At 68.6% G+C, this 12,139-nt stretch carries 14 protein-coding genes; 1 reads left to right on the top strand and 13 read right to left on the bottom strand.

Annotation, left to right across the window (positions count from 1 at the left end; translation table 11 throughout):
- Nucleotides 1-39 precede the first annotated feature (39 nt).
- Complete coding sequence (locus tag LXT21_RS16115; protein WP_254039018.1) at nucleotides 40-1,338, top strand: hypothetical protein; 1,299 nt, start codon at nucleotides 40-42, stop codon at nucleotides 1,336-1,338.
- A 61-nt stretch (nucleotides 1,339-1,399) separates the two neighbouring features.
- Here LXT21_RS16115 and rsmI read toward each other — a convergent pair whose 3' ends face one another.
- The 13 genes from rsmI to sdhB form a co-directional block, all read right to left on the bottom strand.
- Nucleotides 1,400-2,230, bottom strand: a complete 831-nt coding sequence (rsmI, locus tag LXT21_RS16110) for a 16S rRNA (cytidine(1402)-2'-O)-methyltransferase (RefSeq protein WP_254039017.1) — start codon at nucleotides 2,228-2,230, stop codon at nucleotides 1,400-1,402.
- Nucleotides 2,231-2,238: 8 nt separating this feature from the next.
- Complete coding sequence (locus LXT21_RS16105; protein ID WP_254039016.1) at nucleotides 2,239-2,610, bottom strand: YraN family protein; 372 nt, start codon at nucleotides 2,608-2,610, stop codon at nucleotides 2,239-2,241.
- A 51-nt stretch (nucleotides 2,611-2,661) separates the two neighbouring features.
- Entirely contained in the window at nucleotides 2,662-4,557 is a 1,896-nt protein-coding gene (locus tag LXT21_RS16100; protein WP_254039015.1) for an AAA family ATPase, read from the bottom strand.
- Between the two features lie 93 nt (nucleotides 4,558-4,650).
- A complete protein-coding gene (gene rplS / locus LXT21_RS16095; protein ID WP_254039014.1) occupies nucleotides 4,651-5,043 on the bottom strand; it encodes a 50S ribosomal protein L19 in 393 nt (130 codons plus the stop codon).
- Between the two features lie 121 nt (nucleotides 5,044-5,164).
- Entirely contained in the window at nucleotides 5,165-5,908 is a 744-nt protein-coding gene (trmD, locus tag LXT21_RS16090; RefSeq protein ID WP_254039013.1) for a tRNA (guanosine(37)-N1)-methyltransferase TrmD, read from the bottom strand.
- A complete protein-coding gene (rimM, locus tag LXT21_RS16085) occupies nucleotides 5,905-6,468 on the bottom strand; it encodes a ribosome maturation factor RimM (protein WP_254039012.1) in 564 nt (187 codons plus the stop codon). The genes trmD and rimM overlap by 4 nt, the downstream gene beginning before the upstream one ends.
- Nucleotides 6,465-6,749, bottom strand: coding sequence for a KH domain-containing protein (locus LXT21_RS16080; RefSeq protein WP_254039011.1), 285 nt, complete (start codon nucleotides 6,747-6,749; stop codon nucleotides 6,465-6,467). Before LXT21_RS16080 ends, rimM begins: the two co-directional genes overlap by 4 nt.
- Nucleotides 6,750-6,775: 26 nt before the next feature.
- On the bottom strand, nucleotides 6,776-7,039 hold the full coding sequence (gene rpsP / locus LXT21_RS16075) for a 30S ribosomal protein S16 (protein WP_254039010.1): 264 nt from the start codon (nucleotides 7,037-7,039) through the stop codon (nucleotides 6,776-6,778).
- Between the two features lie 89 nt (nucleotides 7,040-7,128).
- Nucleotides 7,129-8,265 carry a 23S rRNA (adenine(2503)-C(2))-methyltransferase RlmN gene (gene rlmN / locus LXT21_RS16070; protein ID WP_254039009.1) on the bottom strand — a complete coding sequence of 379 codons (1,137 nt, stop codon included), beginning with the start codon at nucleotides 8,263-8,265 and terminating at the stop codon, nucleotides 7,129-7,131.
- A 225-nt stretch (nucleotides 8,266-8,490) separates the two neighbouring features.
- Nucleotides 8,491-8,934, bottom strand: a complete 444-nt coding sequence (gene ndk, locus LXT21_RS16065; RefSeq protein WP_046714049.1) for a nucleoside-diphosphate kinase — start codon at nucleotides 8,932-8,934, stop codon at nucleotides 8,491-8,493.
- A 30-nt stretch (nucleotides 8,935-8,964) separates the two neighbouring features.
- Complete coding sequence (gene sucD / locus LXT21_RS16060; protein WP_046714050.1) at nucleotides 8,965-9,861, bottom strand: succinate--CoA ligase subunit alpha; 897 nt, start codon at nucleotides 9,859-9,861, stop codon at nucleotides 8,965-8,967.
- Nucleotides 9,862-9,897: 36 nt separating this feature from the next.
- Nucleotides 9,898-11,058, bottom strand: coding sequence for an ADP-forming succinate--CoA ligase subunit beta (sucC, locus tag LXT21_RS16055; RefSeq protein WP_254039008.1), 1,161 nt, complete (start codon nucleotides 11,056-11,058; stop codon nucleotides 9,898-9,900).
- Nucleotides 11,059-11,328: 270 nt separating this feature from the next.
- Nucleotides 11,329-12,135 carry a succinate dehydrogenase iron-sulfur subunit gene (sdhB, locus tag LXT21_RS16050; RefSeq protein WP_254039007.1) on the bottom strand — a complete coding sequence of 269 codons (807 nt, stop codon included), beginning with the start codon at nucleotides 12,133-12,135 and terminating at the stop codon, nucleotides 11,329-11,331.
- Nucleotides 12,136-12,139 lie beyond the last annotated feature (4 nt).

Here is a 12,139-nt window from a genome sequence, read left to right as displayed (position 1 = left end):
CTTGCCGGAAGGCCCGGTCGTTTCGCCGTCGGAGGTCGGATGCACAGGCTTCGCGCCGTACTCGCCGCGCTGACACTAGGCGCGCCGTTCGCCGCCAGCGCGGCGGATATCACCCGGATCGCCTCGTCCTTCGAGGACGACGACCCGTTCGACCTGTTCATCGACGTCGGGTTCGAACGCACCCAGACTCGCGCGAAGATCATCCGCGAGCAGCTCGCGCCGGTGGGGAGTGAACCCGGGCGCGGTGACGCCGCGGAGCTCTGGTACAAGGGCGTGGATGCCCGCCTCAACCTGAGGATGGCCGTCGGCCTGTACCGCGACCTGGAGCTGTCCTTCACGCTCCCGCTGGTGTTCCAGCAGAACGAGCGTTGGGACTTCACCTCCCAGTCGTCGCAAGAGTCCTCCACCATCACCAACAACTGCATCAACCCGGATGGCTCCACCATCCCCGGGTGCCTCGACGACCCGCAGGCCAACGGCGTGCCCCTGTTCGGCATGCCGCAGGAGAGCTTCCGCGGCGGTCTGGGCAACCTGCACTTCGGCCTGGCCTACGCGTTCTTCAACCAGGACAAGGACGTCACCAAGCCCACGTGGATCGTCGGCATCGACTACGAGGCCCCCACGGCCAAGCAGCGCGACCCGAGCGTCGACACGACGAACTCGGACGACCGCGGCAACATCGGTGACCGCGTCCACAAGTACCAGCTCTACACGTCGTTCTCGCGGCGAATGGGCGTGGCCGAGCCGTACTTCAAGGCCAGCTACACCATCCCCGTGCGCGGCCCCGTGTTCTATTCGAACTGCGACCAGCGCAACGCGACGCCCCCCACCCTGGGCGCTCCTGACAACTGCGGCACCGGGCCGTGGGACCGCAAGGAGACGGGCATCAAGGCGCCCAAGATGGTGAGCATGCTCGCGGGCGTGGAGCTGGTGCCGTTCGACCGGCCCCAGAAGCACCAGAAGTTCACCCTGGACCTGCGCGCCATCGGCAACTACGTGGGTGCGGGCCGCTACTACAACGAGATGAGCGCGGCGCTGCGCAAGCTGCTCACCTCCGAGGAGTACTTCCAGGTGGGCGGCATGCTCGGCGCCACCGCGAGCGCGTCGGACACCTTCAAGATCCGCGCGTCCGGCACGTTCCTCTACAACACCGACCACACGCTGACGAACGAGGAGCTGGGCAAGGACCTGGACGGCGACGGGCAGATCGACGCGAGCATCGGCTCGCGCGAGCTCAACCCCACGTTCGACTGGCGCTATGACCTGGTGTCGCGCCGCTTCCGCGCCATCGGCAGCACGACGTTCCGCTTCGACCTGAGCGCGTCCTTCAACTTCTAGGCGCCAGGGCAGTCCCCGGGAGACGCGGGCCTCGAGCACGCGCCTCCCGGTTCTGGAGTACCTACTTCTTCAGCGACAACCCGAGTCGGTACACGTCCTGTCCCGACCACCCCGCCCGGCGCGCCAGCTCCGTGCTCAAGGGCTTGAGCTTCTCGCCTCGCGCGAGCCCGTCCTCGAGCCCCCGGCGCAGCTCCTCCTCGGACCAGCGCCGCTCCCCGGTGCGGCCCTCCACCAACACCACCACCTCGCCCCGGGCCTCCTCCGTCGCGTAGCGCGCCGAGAGCTCCGACAGCGGCGCGCGGACGAACTCCTCGTGCAGCTTCGTCAGCTCGCGCGCCACGCACGCCCGACGGTCGCCCCACGCCTCCTGGAGGTCCTGGAGCGTCTCGCCCAGGCGACGGGGGGACTCGTAGAGCACCAGCGTGGCGGACAGCGAGGCCACCTCCTCCAGCATGGCCCGCCGCTCCGGCCCCTTGCGCGGAAGGAAGCCCAGGAAGTGGAAGCGGCCCGTGGGCAGCCCCGAGGCGCTCAGCGCCGCCACGAGCGCCGTGGCACCTGGCACGGGAACCACCGTCAACCCCCGCTCCAGCGCCTCCGCCACCAGCCGCTCACCCGGGTCGCTGATGGCGGGACTGCCCGCGTCCGTGATGAGCGCGCAGTCCTCGCCCTCCACGAGCCGGTCCAGGATGCGCCCGGCGCGCTGCCCCTCCGCGAACGCGGGCAGGCTCACCAGGTCCTTCCCGCCGATGCCGAAGTGGTCGAGCAGCACGCGCGAGTGCCGCGTGTCCTCGCAAGCGATGAAGCGCACCGCGCGGAGCGTCTCCAGCGCGCGTGTCGTGATGTCACCCAGGTTCCCGATGGGCGTGGCCACCAGGTACAGCGTTCCAGCCATGCCTTCCCTCACATGCCCGCATCGAAGGCGCCGGGAATGTGCTCCACGGTGGCCCGCTCGCCGCGCCCGACGACGGCTATCACATCGAAGCGCATCATCCGCCCCTGGAGCTCATGCGCGAAGAGATAGTGCAGCGCGGCCTTCACCACCCGACGCTGCTTCGCGAACGACACGGTGTGCGCCGGGTCTCCCCACACGGCCGAGGAGCGCATCCGCACCTCCACGAAGCACAGCAGCTCCTCGCGCTCGGCCACCACGTCCAGCTCGCCGTAACGACAGAGCCAGTTGCGGGCTCGCACGCGCCAGCCTCGCTCCTCCAGGTACCGCACCGCCGCCGCCTCCGCCTCGTCCCCATACTCCCGCCGCACCCCACGCCCCATCCCGCCCCCACTCCCCCGCCCTCCCCCATGGAGGGCACCCGCTACCTCGGACTACACGTTAACCGTGCCGTCCGACATCTGGGCGAAGCCGGGGTGTGGTGTGACGTGGACCACCTGCGTGAGCGTGCCCAGGTGCTTGAGCATGCGGGCGATGAGCGGCAGCTTCACCTCGTCCATGCCCGAGAAGACATCCTCCAGGATGAAGGGCCGCTTCACTCGCGCGCTCCCCTTCTCCACCACCGTCATCCGCAGCGCCAGGTAGTAGAGGTCCAGGTCCTTCGGCGGCAGCTCGCCCACCGGCACGCGGCGCCCCGAGGTGAGCGCGAAGGCCCGCCCCTCCTTGTCCCACTCGACGCCCTGGTAGCGGCGGTCCGTGAGCGCGGTGAGGTACTGCACGCAGCGCTCCTTGAGCATCCCCTGCACGCTCACCACGTCCGTGGTGAAGATGTCCGCCGCCTGGGACAGCACGGCCGGAGACGGGTCCTCGAGCGGCTCCACCGGCGCGGGCGAGCCATCCGCGGTCGTCACCGGCGCGGGCGGGGCCTTGGCCAGGGTGATGGACTCCTTCACGCGCCCCAGCTCACGCTCCACCTCGCGCATGTCGCGCACGTAGGAGCCCTTGCGCGTCAGCTCCGCGTTGAGCGCGTCCATCTGCTCCTTGAGCGTCTGGCGCTGGGTGGACGCGGCCACGAACTCCGGGTCGGCCTCCACGCCCGCGAGCTGATCCTTCAGCTCCACCACCCGCGCGGCCAGCAGCTCCTTGCGCTCGAGCGCCGCGGGAATCTCGTCCAGGCTCTCCACGCCGAGCGCCTTCTGCGCCATGCGCACCGGCGCGGCCTCGGCCTCGAACTCCTCGTGGATCTTCTTCTCGCGCGCGTCGAAGCGCCCCTCCTTGCTGCCCTTGCGCGAGGCGCGCTGGAGCTCGTCCACGTAGCGCAACGCCACGAAGGCGGCGAAGCCGAAGGCCGGGATGTCCAGGAGCGCCAGGTAGCGGAACGCGCGGTGCACACCGAGCCCCAGGCCCAAGGACAGCCCGAGGAACAGCACGCCCACCGCGATGCCCACCCAGAACATGCGGTCCTGCGTCAGCGGCTCCACCGCGTCCGGCACGTCCGCCGCGTCCGCGTCACGGTCCGCGCCCAGCCGATTCAGGGCCTCGTCTCGCCGGGACATCGCCTTGGGGAAGCGCTGCACGCGGTTGAGGATGTCCTGGGGCAGCCCGAGCGTCTGGGGCGTCGGAGCGGCCCGCCACGCGTTCTCCGCCTCGTGGATGGCCACCTTGAGGCCCTCGGTGCCCTTGAGCCGCTGGTCCGCGTCGAAGATCTGCGACGACAGCCCATCCACCTTGAACTGGAGCTGATCCACCTCGCGCGCGGAGACGAGCTCCGCCTCGAGCGCGCGCACCTTCGCCTCCGCCGCCGGGATGTCCTCCGCGGCGGCCACCGAGGACGCGTTCGCCAGCGAGGGGAACTTGCCGGAGGTCTTCGGATCCACCGCCTTCGCCGCGGCCTTGCGCGGGCGCCGCGACGGCATATGCCCCGGCTGCAGGCAGTAGAGCTGCTCGAAGCTCGTGCGCGGCGGCAAGCCCACCTGCCCCCGCAGGAACTGGTTCATCTCCGAGGCGTCCGACGACACCAGCTCCGGCTGCTGCGTCGTCTTGTTCATCCGGTGCAGCGTCCCGGATCCACCCAGCTCGCGCAGCACGCGGTACGTGGCGCCATCGACGCCCACGAAGGTCAGCGCGGCCTTGCCGGACTTCGCGCCCGGCGCGATGAAGGAGGCATCCCCGCCCCGCCCGTCGGCGTAGAGCAGCGCGAGCAGCACGCCCGCGAAGGGACTCGCCTCCGCCGAGGGCGGCTTGAGGACGAGGTACCCGGCTTTCAGCGCGAAGCGGCCCGCGGGAGTGAATCCCCGGACATTCTGGACGGCGACCTCGACGAATTGCATGGCTCGCCCATGTTAGCGCGAATGAAAAAAGGAGCGCCCGGTATCGGACGCTCCTTCTCACGATGGCCCGGAGGCCAACGAGGACTCAGGCGATCAGGCCTTGGCGGCCTTGGCAGCCTTACCCTGGGTCGCGTCCGCCTCCTCCTGCACGTCCACGCGGGCGGCCTTGCCCTTGAGGTTGCGGAGGTAGAACAGACGGCTGCGGTTCACGCGGCCGCGCGAGAGGACCTCGATCTTCTCGTAGCGGGGGCTGTGCAGCGGGAAGATGCGCTCGACGCCGACGCCGAAGGACATCTTGCGCACGGTGAACATGGCGCGGTGGCTGCCCGAGGTCTTCCGGATGACGGTGCCCTCGAACGCCTGAACGCGCTCCTTCTCGCCCTCCTTCACCTTCCAGAAGACGCGCACGGAGTCACCAGGACGGAACGAGGTGACGTCCTGGCGCAGGTACTTGGCCTCGACGTGCTGAATGGCGGCGTTACGCATTTCGGACTCCAGTGAAGCGAAAGCTGACGCGATGAGAACGCGTGAAAGAGCGGGCCGTACTAGCAGAGAGAGCGGTGTCGGACAAGCCCGCTGTGACCCGACTCCCAAAGAACCCCCAGGGTTACAGCTCTTCCTCCCGTCGGGCCAGCAGTTTCTCGTCGGCCTTGGACAGGGTGATGCGAGCGAACAGGTCCGGCCGTCGCTCGCGCGTGAGCACCAGCGACTTCCACCGGCGCCACCGGGCGATGCGAGCGTGGTCTCCGGACTGGAGGGCCGCCGGCACCTCGACGCCCTGGAACACGGGCGGACGGGTGTACTGAGGATGCTCCAGCGTCCCCTCCTCGAAGCTCTCCGACACCGAGGACGCCACGTTGCCCAGCACCCCAGGCACCAGGCGCGCCACCGCGTCCACCACCGCCATCGCGGCGATCTCCCCGCCGGTGAGCACGAAGTCCCCCAGCGACAGCTCGCCGTCCAGGTGGCTCATCACCCGCTCGTCCACGCCCTCGTAGCGGCCGCAGACCAGGATCAGCCCGGCGGTGTGCGCCACCAGCTCGCGCGCGGTGACCTGGGTGAAGGTCGTCCCGCGAGGGCTCATCAGGAGCACCTTCGCGCCGGGCAGCCGGGCCCGCGCGGCGCTGATCGCGGCGACCAGCGGCTCTGGCTTCATCACCATGCCCGCACCGCCGCCGTAGGGCGCGTCGTCGGTGACACGGTGCTTGCCCTCGGCGTACTCGCGGATGTCCGTCACGGTGGCGGACAGGAGGCCCTTCTCCTGGGCCTTGCCGAGGATGCTCGCGCCCAGGTAGCCGGACACCATCCCCGGGAACAGCGTGAGCAGCTCCACCGGATACGGCGGGCTCACGACTCGGACCCGTCCGGGGCATCCTTGTCGGCGTCGCGCCGGCCGACCTCCACGTACTCCGGAGGACGGATCACGATGCGCTGGCCCGCGATGTCCACCGTCGGGACGAACTCGTCCGCGAACGGCACCACCAGCTCCTGCCGGCCCGCGGCGCGGATCACGAGGTTGGGCACTTCACCGGTGGCCCAGATCTCCTCCACCTTGCCCAGCGGCGTCCCCGCCTCGTCCACGGCGGACAGGCCCAGCAGGTCGCCCTGGAAGAACTCGCCCTCCTCGGGCTGCTCCAGGTCCTCGCGGAACACGAACACCGTGGAGCCCACCAGCCCCTCGGCCTCCGTGCGGGACTCCACGCCCTCGAAGGCGACGATGTCCTCCTTCGGCGTGGGGCGCAGGGACTCCAACACCAGGTCCTTCTCCACGCCCGCACGGGTGCGGATGCGGACCCGGTCCACGGTGGAGAGCGTCTGCGAACCCGGATCAAACGGGCGCACCGCCAGCTCGCCCCGCAGCCCGTGCGCGCGAGAGATGAAGCCCAGCTCCAGCAGGGGCTTCTGCGTCACCGCGACGCGTCCGGTGCGGTGGCGGGCGGGGCGCCAGCGGCGTTGCGGCGGTCGTCCAGGATCTCCAGTCGGACCTTCTGGCCAGACTTCTGGGCCGCGGCGTTGAGCAGCGTCCGGAGGGCGTTCACGGTGCGCCCGTCACGGCCGATGACCTTGCCGACATCCTCGGGGGCGACCTTCAGCTCATAGAGCCGCGCGCCGTCCGCCTCGGAGATGCGCAGGCCCACCTGGTCAGGTTGATCGACCAGGGCCCGCGCCAGATACGTGAGGAGTTGCTCCACGTCCGCTCAGTAAAGCCGGTCGCGGATCAAGCCGCGGGGGTGGGCTTGACGGCCTTCGCGTTGACCTTGATGAGGTCCGCGACCGTCTCGGAGGGCGTCGCGCCCGTCTTCAGCCAGTAGTTCAGCCGCTCCTCGTTGAACTCCACCTTCGGGGGGCTCACGGTCGGGTCGTACGCGCCGACGGCCTCGATGAACTTGCCATCCCGGGGGTTGCGGGAGTCGGTGGCGACCACGTGGTAGTAGGGCTTGTGCTTGGCGCCCGCGCGGGCAAGACGGAGGACGACGGCCATGGAGTACTCCAGCGAACAGGAAACGACGATGTAAACGGGGTGGCGCTCTTAACGCCGCACCCGCGGGATTGTCAAGGAAGCTCGGGACTTTATGTCGTGCTTTCGGCCGGAGTGGCCTCACCACGATTCGCGAGCTGCCCGCAAGCCCCCGCGATGTCCCGGCCCCGATTCTTCCGGATGTAGGCGGCCACGTGGCCGTCCGACAGGATGGCCCGGAACTGCTCCGCCCGCTCTTCCGCGGTCGTCTGGAACCCCAGGCCGGGGTTCTCGTTGTAGGGAATCAGGTTGACCTTCGCCGGAATTCCCTTGAGCAGCTGGATGAGCCGGTGCGCGTCCTCATCGCTGTCGTTGAAGCCCTGGATGAGCACGTACTCGAAGGTGATGCGGCGGCCCTGGCGCAGCGGGAACTTGCGGCACGCGTCCAACAACGCGGCGATGTTCCACTTGCGGTTGACGGGCATCGTCTTGCTGCGCTGCTCATCCGTGCTGGCGTTGAGCGAAATCGCCAGCTTCACGTCCGTCTCCTTGCCGAAGCGCTCGATCATGGGAACGAGGCCGACGGTGGAGACGGTGATGTGCCGGTGGCTGAAGTTGGGCCCGTCCCCGGACTGGAGGATGGCGAGCGCCGTCTTGAGGTTCTCGAAGTTGTGCAGGGGCTCGCCCATGCCCATGAACACGAGGTTGCTCAAGGGGCGCAGCGTCTCGTGGCCCTCGTTCTTACGGACCTCGCGGTTCACCGCGTGCACCTGCGCCACGATCTCGCTGGGCGTCAGGTTGCGCTTGAGCCCCATGGTGCCCGTCATGCAGAAGCCGCAGGCCATGGCGCAGCCCACCTGGGTGGACACGCACAGCGTGCGGCGGTCCTCGGAGGGCATGTAGACGGACTCGATGTAGCGCCCGTCGCGCGTCTTCCACCGGTACTTGATGGTGCCGTCGATGCTGCGCTGCTCCAAGTCCTTCACCAGCGGGATGATCTCCGCGGCGGCCTTGAGCTTCTCGCGGAAGGCCTTGGACAGGTCCGTCATCTCGTCGAACGAGGTGGCGCCGCGCTGGTGCAGCCAGCGGTACATCTGCGGGGCACGGAACGCGCGCTCGCCCAGCTGCTCGGTGACGAAGCGGGTGAGCCCCTCCATGGACAGGCTGGCCACGTCCACGAGCTTCGCGGGAGCGGGCGCCGGCAGGGGCTCCGTGACGGGAAGAGTGGCGGTGGCGGAGGTCTCGGTCATCGTCGTCGCGCAGTGAAACGGGGGGCCCGGGGGCGTCCCTTCCCACACCTGGGGTCGAGGTGTCAAAGGAGGCACCGGCCGCCTGGTCGACCTGGGAACGCACTCCCCTCCCCCAACCCTACGCATCCCCACACCGTCCCGCCCGAAAACCAACGGCCCGGGCCAGCCCCTTTGACGGGTGCCGACACCGGGCCGCGGGTCAGGAGCCCCGAGGGGCCCTGTCGCCTACTTCTTGGCGGTGTACTCGTACGGCTGGATCTCCGTCTCCCGGAAGAAGTACGCGATCTCGTTCTTCGCGTTCTCCAGGCTGTCGGAGCCGTGGACCGTGTTCTGGTCGATGCTGGTGGCGAAGTCCTTGCGGATGGTGCCCTCGGCCGCCTGCGCCGGGTTGGTGGCGCCCATGATGTCGCGGTTGCCCAGGACGGCGTTCTCGCCCTCGAGCACCATCAGGACGACGGGGCCGGAGATCATGAACTGCACCAGGTCCTTGAAGAAGGGCCGGGCCTTGTGGACCGCGTAGAAGCCCTCGGCCTCCTTCTGGGAGAGCTGCTGGAGCCGGATGGCGACCGGCTTCAGACCCTTCTCCTCGAAGCGGCTGATGATCTTCCCGATGACGCCCTTCTGCAGACCGTCCGGCTTGATGATGGACAGCGTACGCTCGATGGCCATGTGATTGGCTCCTTTGTCCCTTGAGGGGTGTTAGCGCTTCGGGGGGCCGCGCTTGACGGCCTCCTGGAGGGTGGTGCCCAGCTCGGCGGGGCTGGCGGCCATCAGGATGCCCGCGGCCTCCATCGCCTTGATCTTCTCCGTCGCCGTGCCCTTGCCGCCGGAGATGATGGCGCCGGCGTGGCCCATGCGCTTGCCCGGAGGCGCCGACTGGCCGGCGATGAAGCCGGCGATGGGCTTGGTGAACTCGCGGGCCACGTACTCCGCGCCCGCCTCCTCGGCGCTGCCGCCGATCTCACCAATCATGATGACGGCGTCCGTGTCCGGATCCGCCTGGAACAGCTTCAGCACGTCCACGAAGTCGGTGCCGTTGACCGGGTCTCCGCCGATGCCCACGGCCGTCGACTGGCCCAGGCCCAGCTGGGTGAGCTGGTGCACGGCCTCGTACGTCAGCGTGCCCGAGCGCGACACCACGCCGATGCGGCCCGCCTTGTGGATGTGGCCCGGCATGATGCCGATCTTGCACTTGGCGCCGGGCGTGATCACGCCAGGACAGTTCGGGCCGATGAGGCGCACGCCCGGCTTGCCCTGCAGGTAGCGCTTGGCGCGCACCATGTCGAGGACGGGGATGCCCTCGGTGATCGTGATGATGAGGGACACGCCCGCGTCGGCGGCCTCCATGATGGAGTCCGCGGCGAACGGGGGCGGGACGAAGATGACGGACGTGTTCGCGCCCGTCTGCTTCACGGCGTCGGCGACCGTGTCATACACGGGAACCTTGCCCTCGAACTGGGTACCGCCCTTGCCCGGCGTCACGCCGGCCACGAGCTTCGTGCCGTACTCCAGCATCTGCTTCGAGTGGAACGAGCCCGCCGAGCCGGTGATGCCCTGGCAGAGGACCTTCGTGTTTTCGTTGACGAGGATGCTCATGGCGCTCCTTAAAGTGTGGGCAATGAAGCGCGCGGACTACTTCAGCGCGGAGACGGCCTTCTCGGCCGCCTGACGCAGGTTGTCCGCCGGGGTGATGGCGAGGCCGGAGTTGCTGAGCAGCTGCTTGCCCAGCTCCACGTTGGTGCCTTCCAGGCGCACCACGAGCGGGACCTTCAGCTGGACCTCCTTCGCCGCGGCGATGATGCCCTCGGCGATGACGTCGCACTTCATGATGCCGCCGAAGATGTTGACCAGCACCGCCTTCACCGCGGGGTCGGCCAGGATGAGCTTGAAGGCCGCCGTCACCTTCTCCTTCGTCGCGCCGCCGCCCACGTCCAGGAAGTTGGCCGGCTCACCGCCCACCAGCTTGATGGTGTCCATGGTGGCCATGGCCAGACCGGCGCCGTTCACCATGCAGCCGATGTTGCCATCGAGCGCGATGTACGCCAGGTCCCACTCCTTGGCCTGCGTCTCGCGCGCCTCTTCCTCGGCGAGGTCGCGGTACTCCAGCAGGTCCTTGTGCCGATAGAGCGCGTTCTCGTCGAAGGTCACCTTCGCGTCGAGCGCCACCACGCCGCCATCCTTCAGGATGACCAGCGGGTTGATCTCCACCAGCGACGCGTCCGTCTCCACGAACATCTTGTAGAGCGCGGAGCAGAACTGGACGAACTTCGTCACCGTCGGGCCCGTCAGGCCCAGGCCGAAGGCCATCTTGCGGCCCTGGAAGTCCAGGAAGCCCACCGCCGGGTCCACCGTCTCGCGGAGGATCTTCTCGGGGTGCTTCTCCGCCACTTCCTCGATCTCCACGCCGCCCTCGCGGGACGCCATGAAGGTGACGCGGCTGGTGGCGCGGTCGAGCGTCACGCCCAGGTACAGCTCCTGGCCGATGTCGAGACCCTGCTCGACATAGACCTTGTGGACCGTCTGGCCCTCGGGGCCGGTCTGGATGGTCTTGAGCTTCATGCCAAGCATCTGCTTGGCCAGCTCCTTCGCCTCGGCGGGGCTCTTGGCGAGCTTCACGCCGCCGCCCTTGCCACGACCACCGGCGTGGATCTGGGCCTTCACCACCACGACGGGCGTGCCGAGCGTCTTCGCCGCGGCCTCCGCGTCGTTGGGCGAGAGCGCGAGGATTCCCTTCGGCGTGGGCACGCCGTACTTCCGGAAGATTTCCTTGCCCTGGTACTCGTGGATCTTCATCGAGGCTCCATGTGGAGACGAGGGGGACGACCCCTTACAGGCGTCAAGCGCGTGGCCCTCATTGCGCAGAAACCGACGGATGGCAAGGCCGTTTGACCCGACAGGCACCGCGGTGCGGCACGGTGTGGACCGCTGATAATCAGGAATGTCCGGGCAGATGAGGCGCCCTTCAGCGCGCCTGTGTCCCAGAAACGTCAACAGCCCCGCCCGGGCTCCACGAGGGAGACCGGAGCGGGGCCGAGGAGACGGCGAGGCGCTCGCGCGCCCGTATCACCCTGGACCGCTGTGGCCCTTCTTCTCCTCCTCCTGCGAGAAGAGGTCCTTGATGACCAGCTTGGTCACCTGACGGTTCATCAGCGCGATGGAGGTGGTGAGCGGAATCTCCTTCGGGCAGACCTTCACGCAGTTCTGCGCCTTGCCGCAGTCCTGCACGCCGCCGGGGCCCATGAGCGAGCGCACGCGCTCCTCGGAGTTGAGCTTGCCCGTGGGGTTCATGTTGAACAGGCGGGCCTGGCTGATGGCCGCGGCGCCCACGAAGTCGTTGCCCATGGTCACCTGCGGGCACGCCTCCAGGCAGCTGCCGCACGTGATGCACGTGGACAGCACGTACATGGTGGACTGGTCGCCCGGCGACTGACGCGGACCGGGGCCCAGGTTGTGCGTGCCGTCCGTGGGGATCCAGCCCTTCACCTTCTTGAGGGCGTCGAACATGCGGCTGCGGTCCACGGCCAGGTCCCGGACCACGGGGAACTTGCTCATGGGCTCCAGCGTGATCGGCTGCTCCAGCTTGTCGATGAGCGCCGAGCAGGCCATGCGCACGCGGCCGTTGATGTTCATCGCGCAGCTGCCACAGACCTCCTCGAGGCACGCGGCGTCCCAGATCACCGGCGGCACCTTCTTGCCCTCCACGGTGACGGGGTTGCGCTGGATCTCCATCAGGCACGAGATGACGTTGGCGCCCTTGCGATAGGGGACCTTGAACTCCTCGTAGTGGCCCGGCTGGTTCGGATCATCCTGCCGCCAGATGCGGAAGGAGATGGTTTGGCTGCTGACGGCGCCTGCCTGTGCGGTGTCCATGTCG

Origin of the sequence: Myxococcus guangdongensis (assembly GCF_024198255.1) — a bacterium.
Lineage (GTDB): Bacteria > Myxococcota > Myxococcia > Myxococcales > Myxococcaceae > Myxococcus > Myxococcus guangdongensis.
The sequence above is the reverse complement of the archived record's forward strand: the minus strand, read 5'-3'. Positions and strand labels throughout refer to the sequence as shown.

Bases quoted from the DNA above. Each gene is read 5' to 3' on its own strand.
- sdhB (WP_254039007.1), bottom strand. From the start codon at position 12,135: ATGGACACCGCACAGGCAGGCGCCGTCAGCAGCCAAACCATCTCCTTC.
- sucC (WP_254039008.1), bottom strand. From the start codon at position 11,058: ATGAAGATCCACGAGTACCAGGGCAAGGAAATCTTCCGGAAGTACGGC.
- sucD (WP_046714050.1), bottom strand. From the start codon at position 9,861: ATGAGCATCCTCGTCAACGAAAACACGAAGGTCCTCTGCCAGGGCATC.
- LXT21_RS16115 (WP_254039018.1), top strand. From the start codon at position 40: ATGCACAGGCTTCGCGCCGTACTCGCCGCGCTGACACTAGGCGCGCCG.
- rpsP (WP_254039010.1), bottom strand. From the start codon at position 7,039: ATGGCCGTCGTCCTCCGTCTTGCCCGCGCGGGCGCCAAGCACAAGCCC.
- rsmI (WP_254039017.1), bottom strand. From the start codon at position 2,230: ATGGCTGGAACGCTGTACCTGGTGGCCACGCCCATCGGGAACCTGGGT.
- LXT21_RS16100 (WP_254039015.1), bottom strand. From the start codon at position 4,557: ATGCAATTCGTCGAGGTCGCCGTCCAGAATGTCCGGGGATTCACTCCC.
- LXT21_RS16105 (WP_254039016.1), bottom strand. From the start codon at position 2,610: ATGGGGCGTGGGGTGCGGCGGGAGTATGGGGACGAGGCGGAGGCGGCG.
- rplS (WP_254039014.1), bottom strand. From the start codon at position 5,043: ATGCGTAACGCCGCCATTCAGCACGTCGAGGCCAAGTACCTGCGCCAG.
- ndk (WP_046714049.1), bottom strand. From the start codon at position 8,934: ATGGCCATCGAGCGTACGCTGTCCATCATCAAGCCGGACGGTCTGCAG.
- rlmN (WP_254039009.1), bottom strand. From the start codon at position 8,265: ATGACCGAGACCTCCGCCACCGCCACTCTTCCCGTCACGGAGCCCCTG.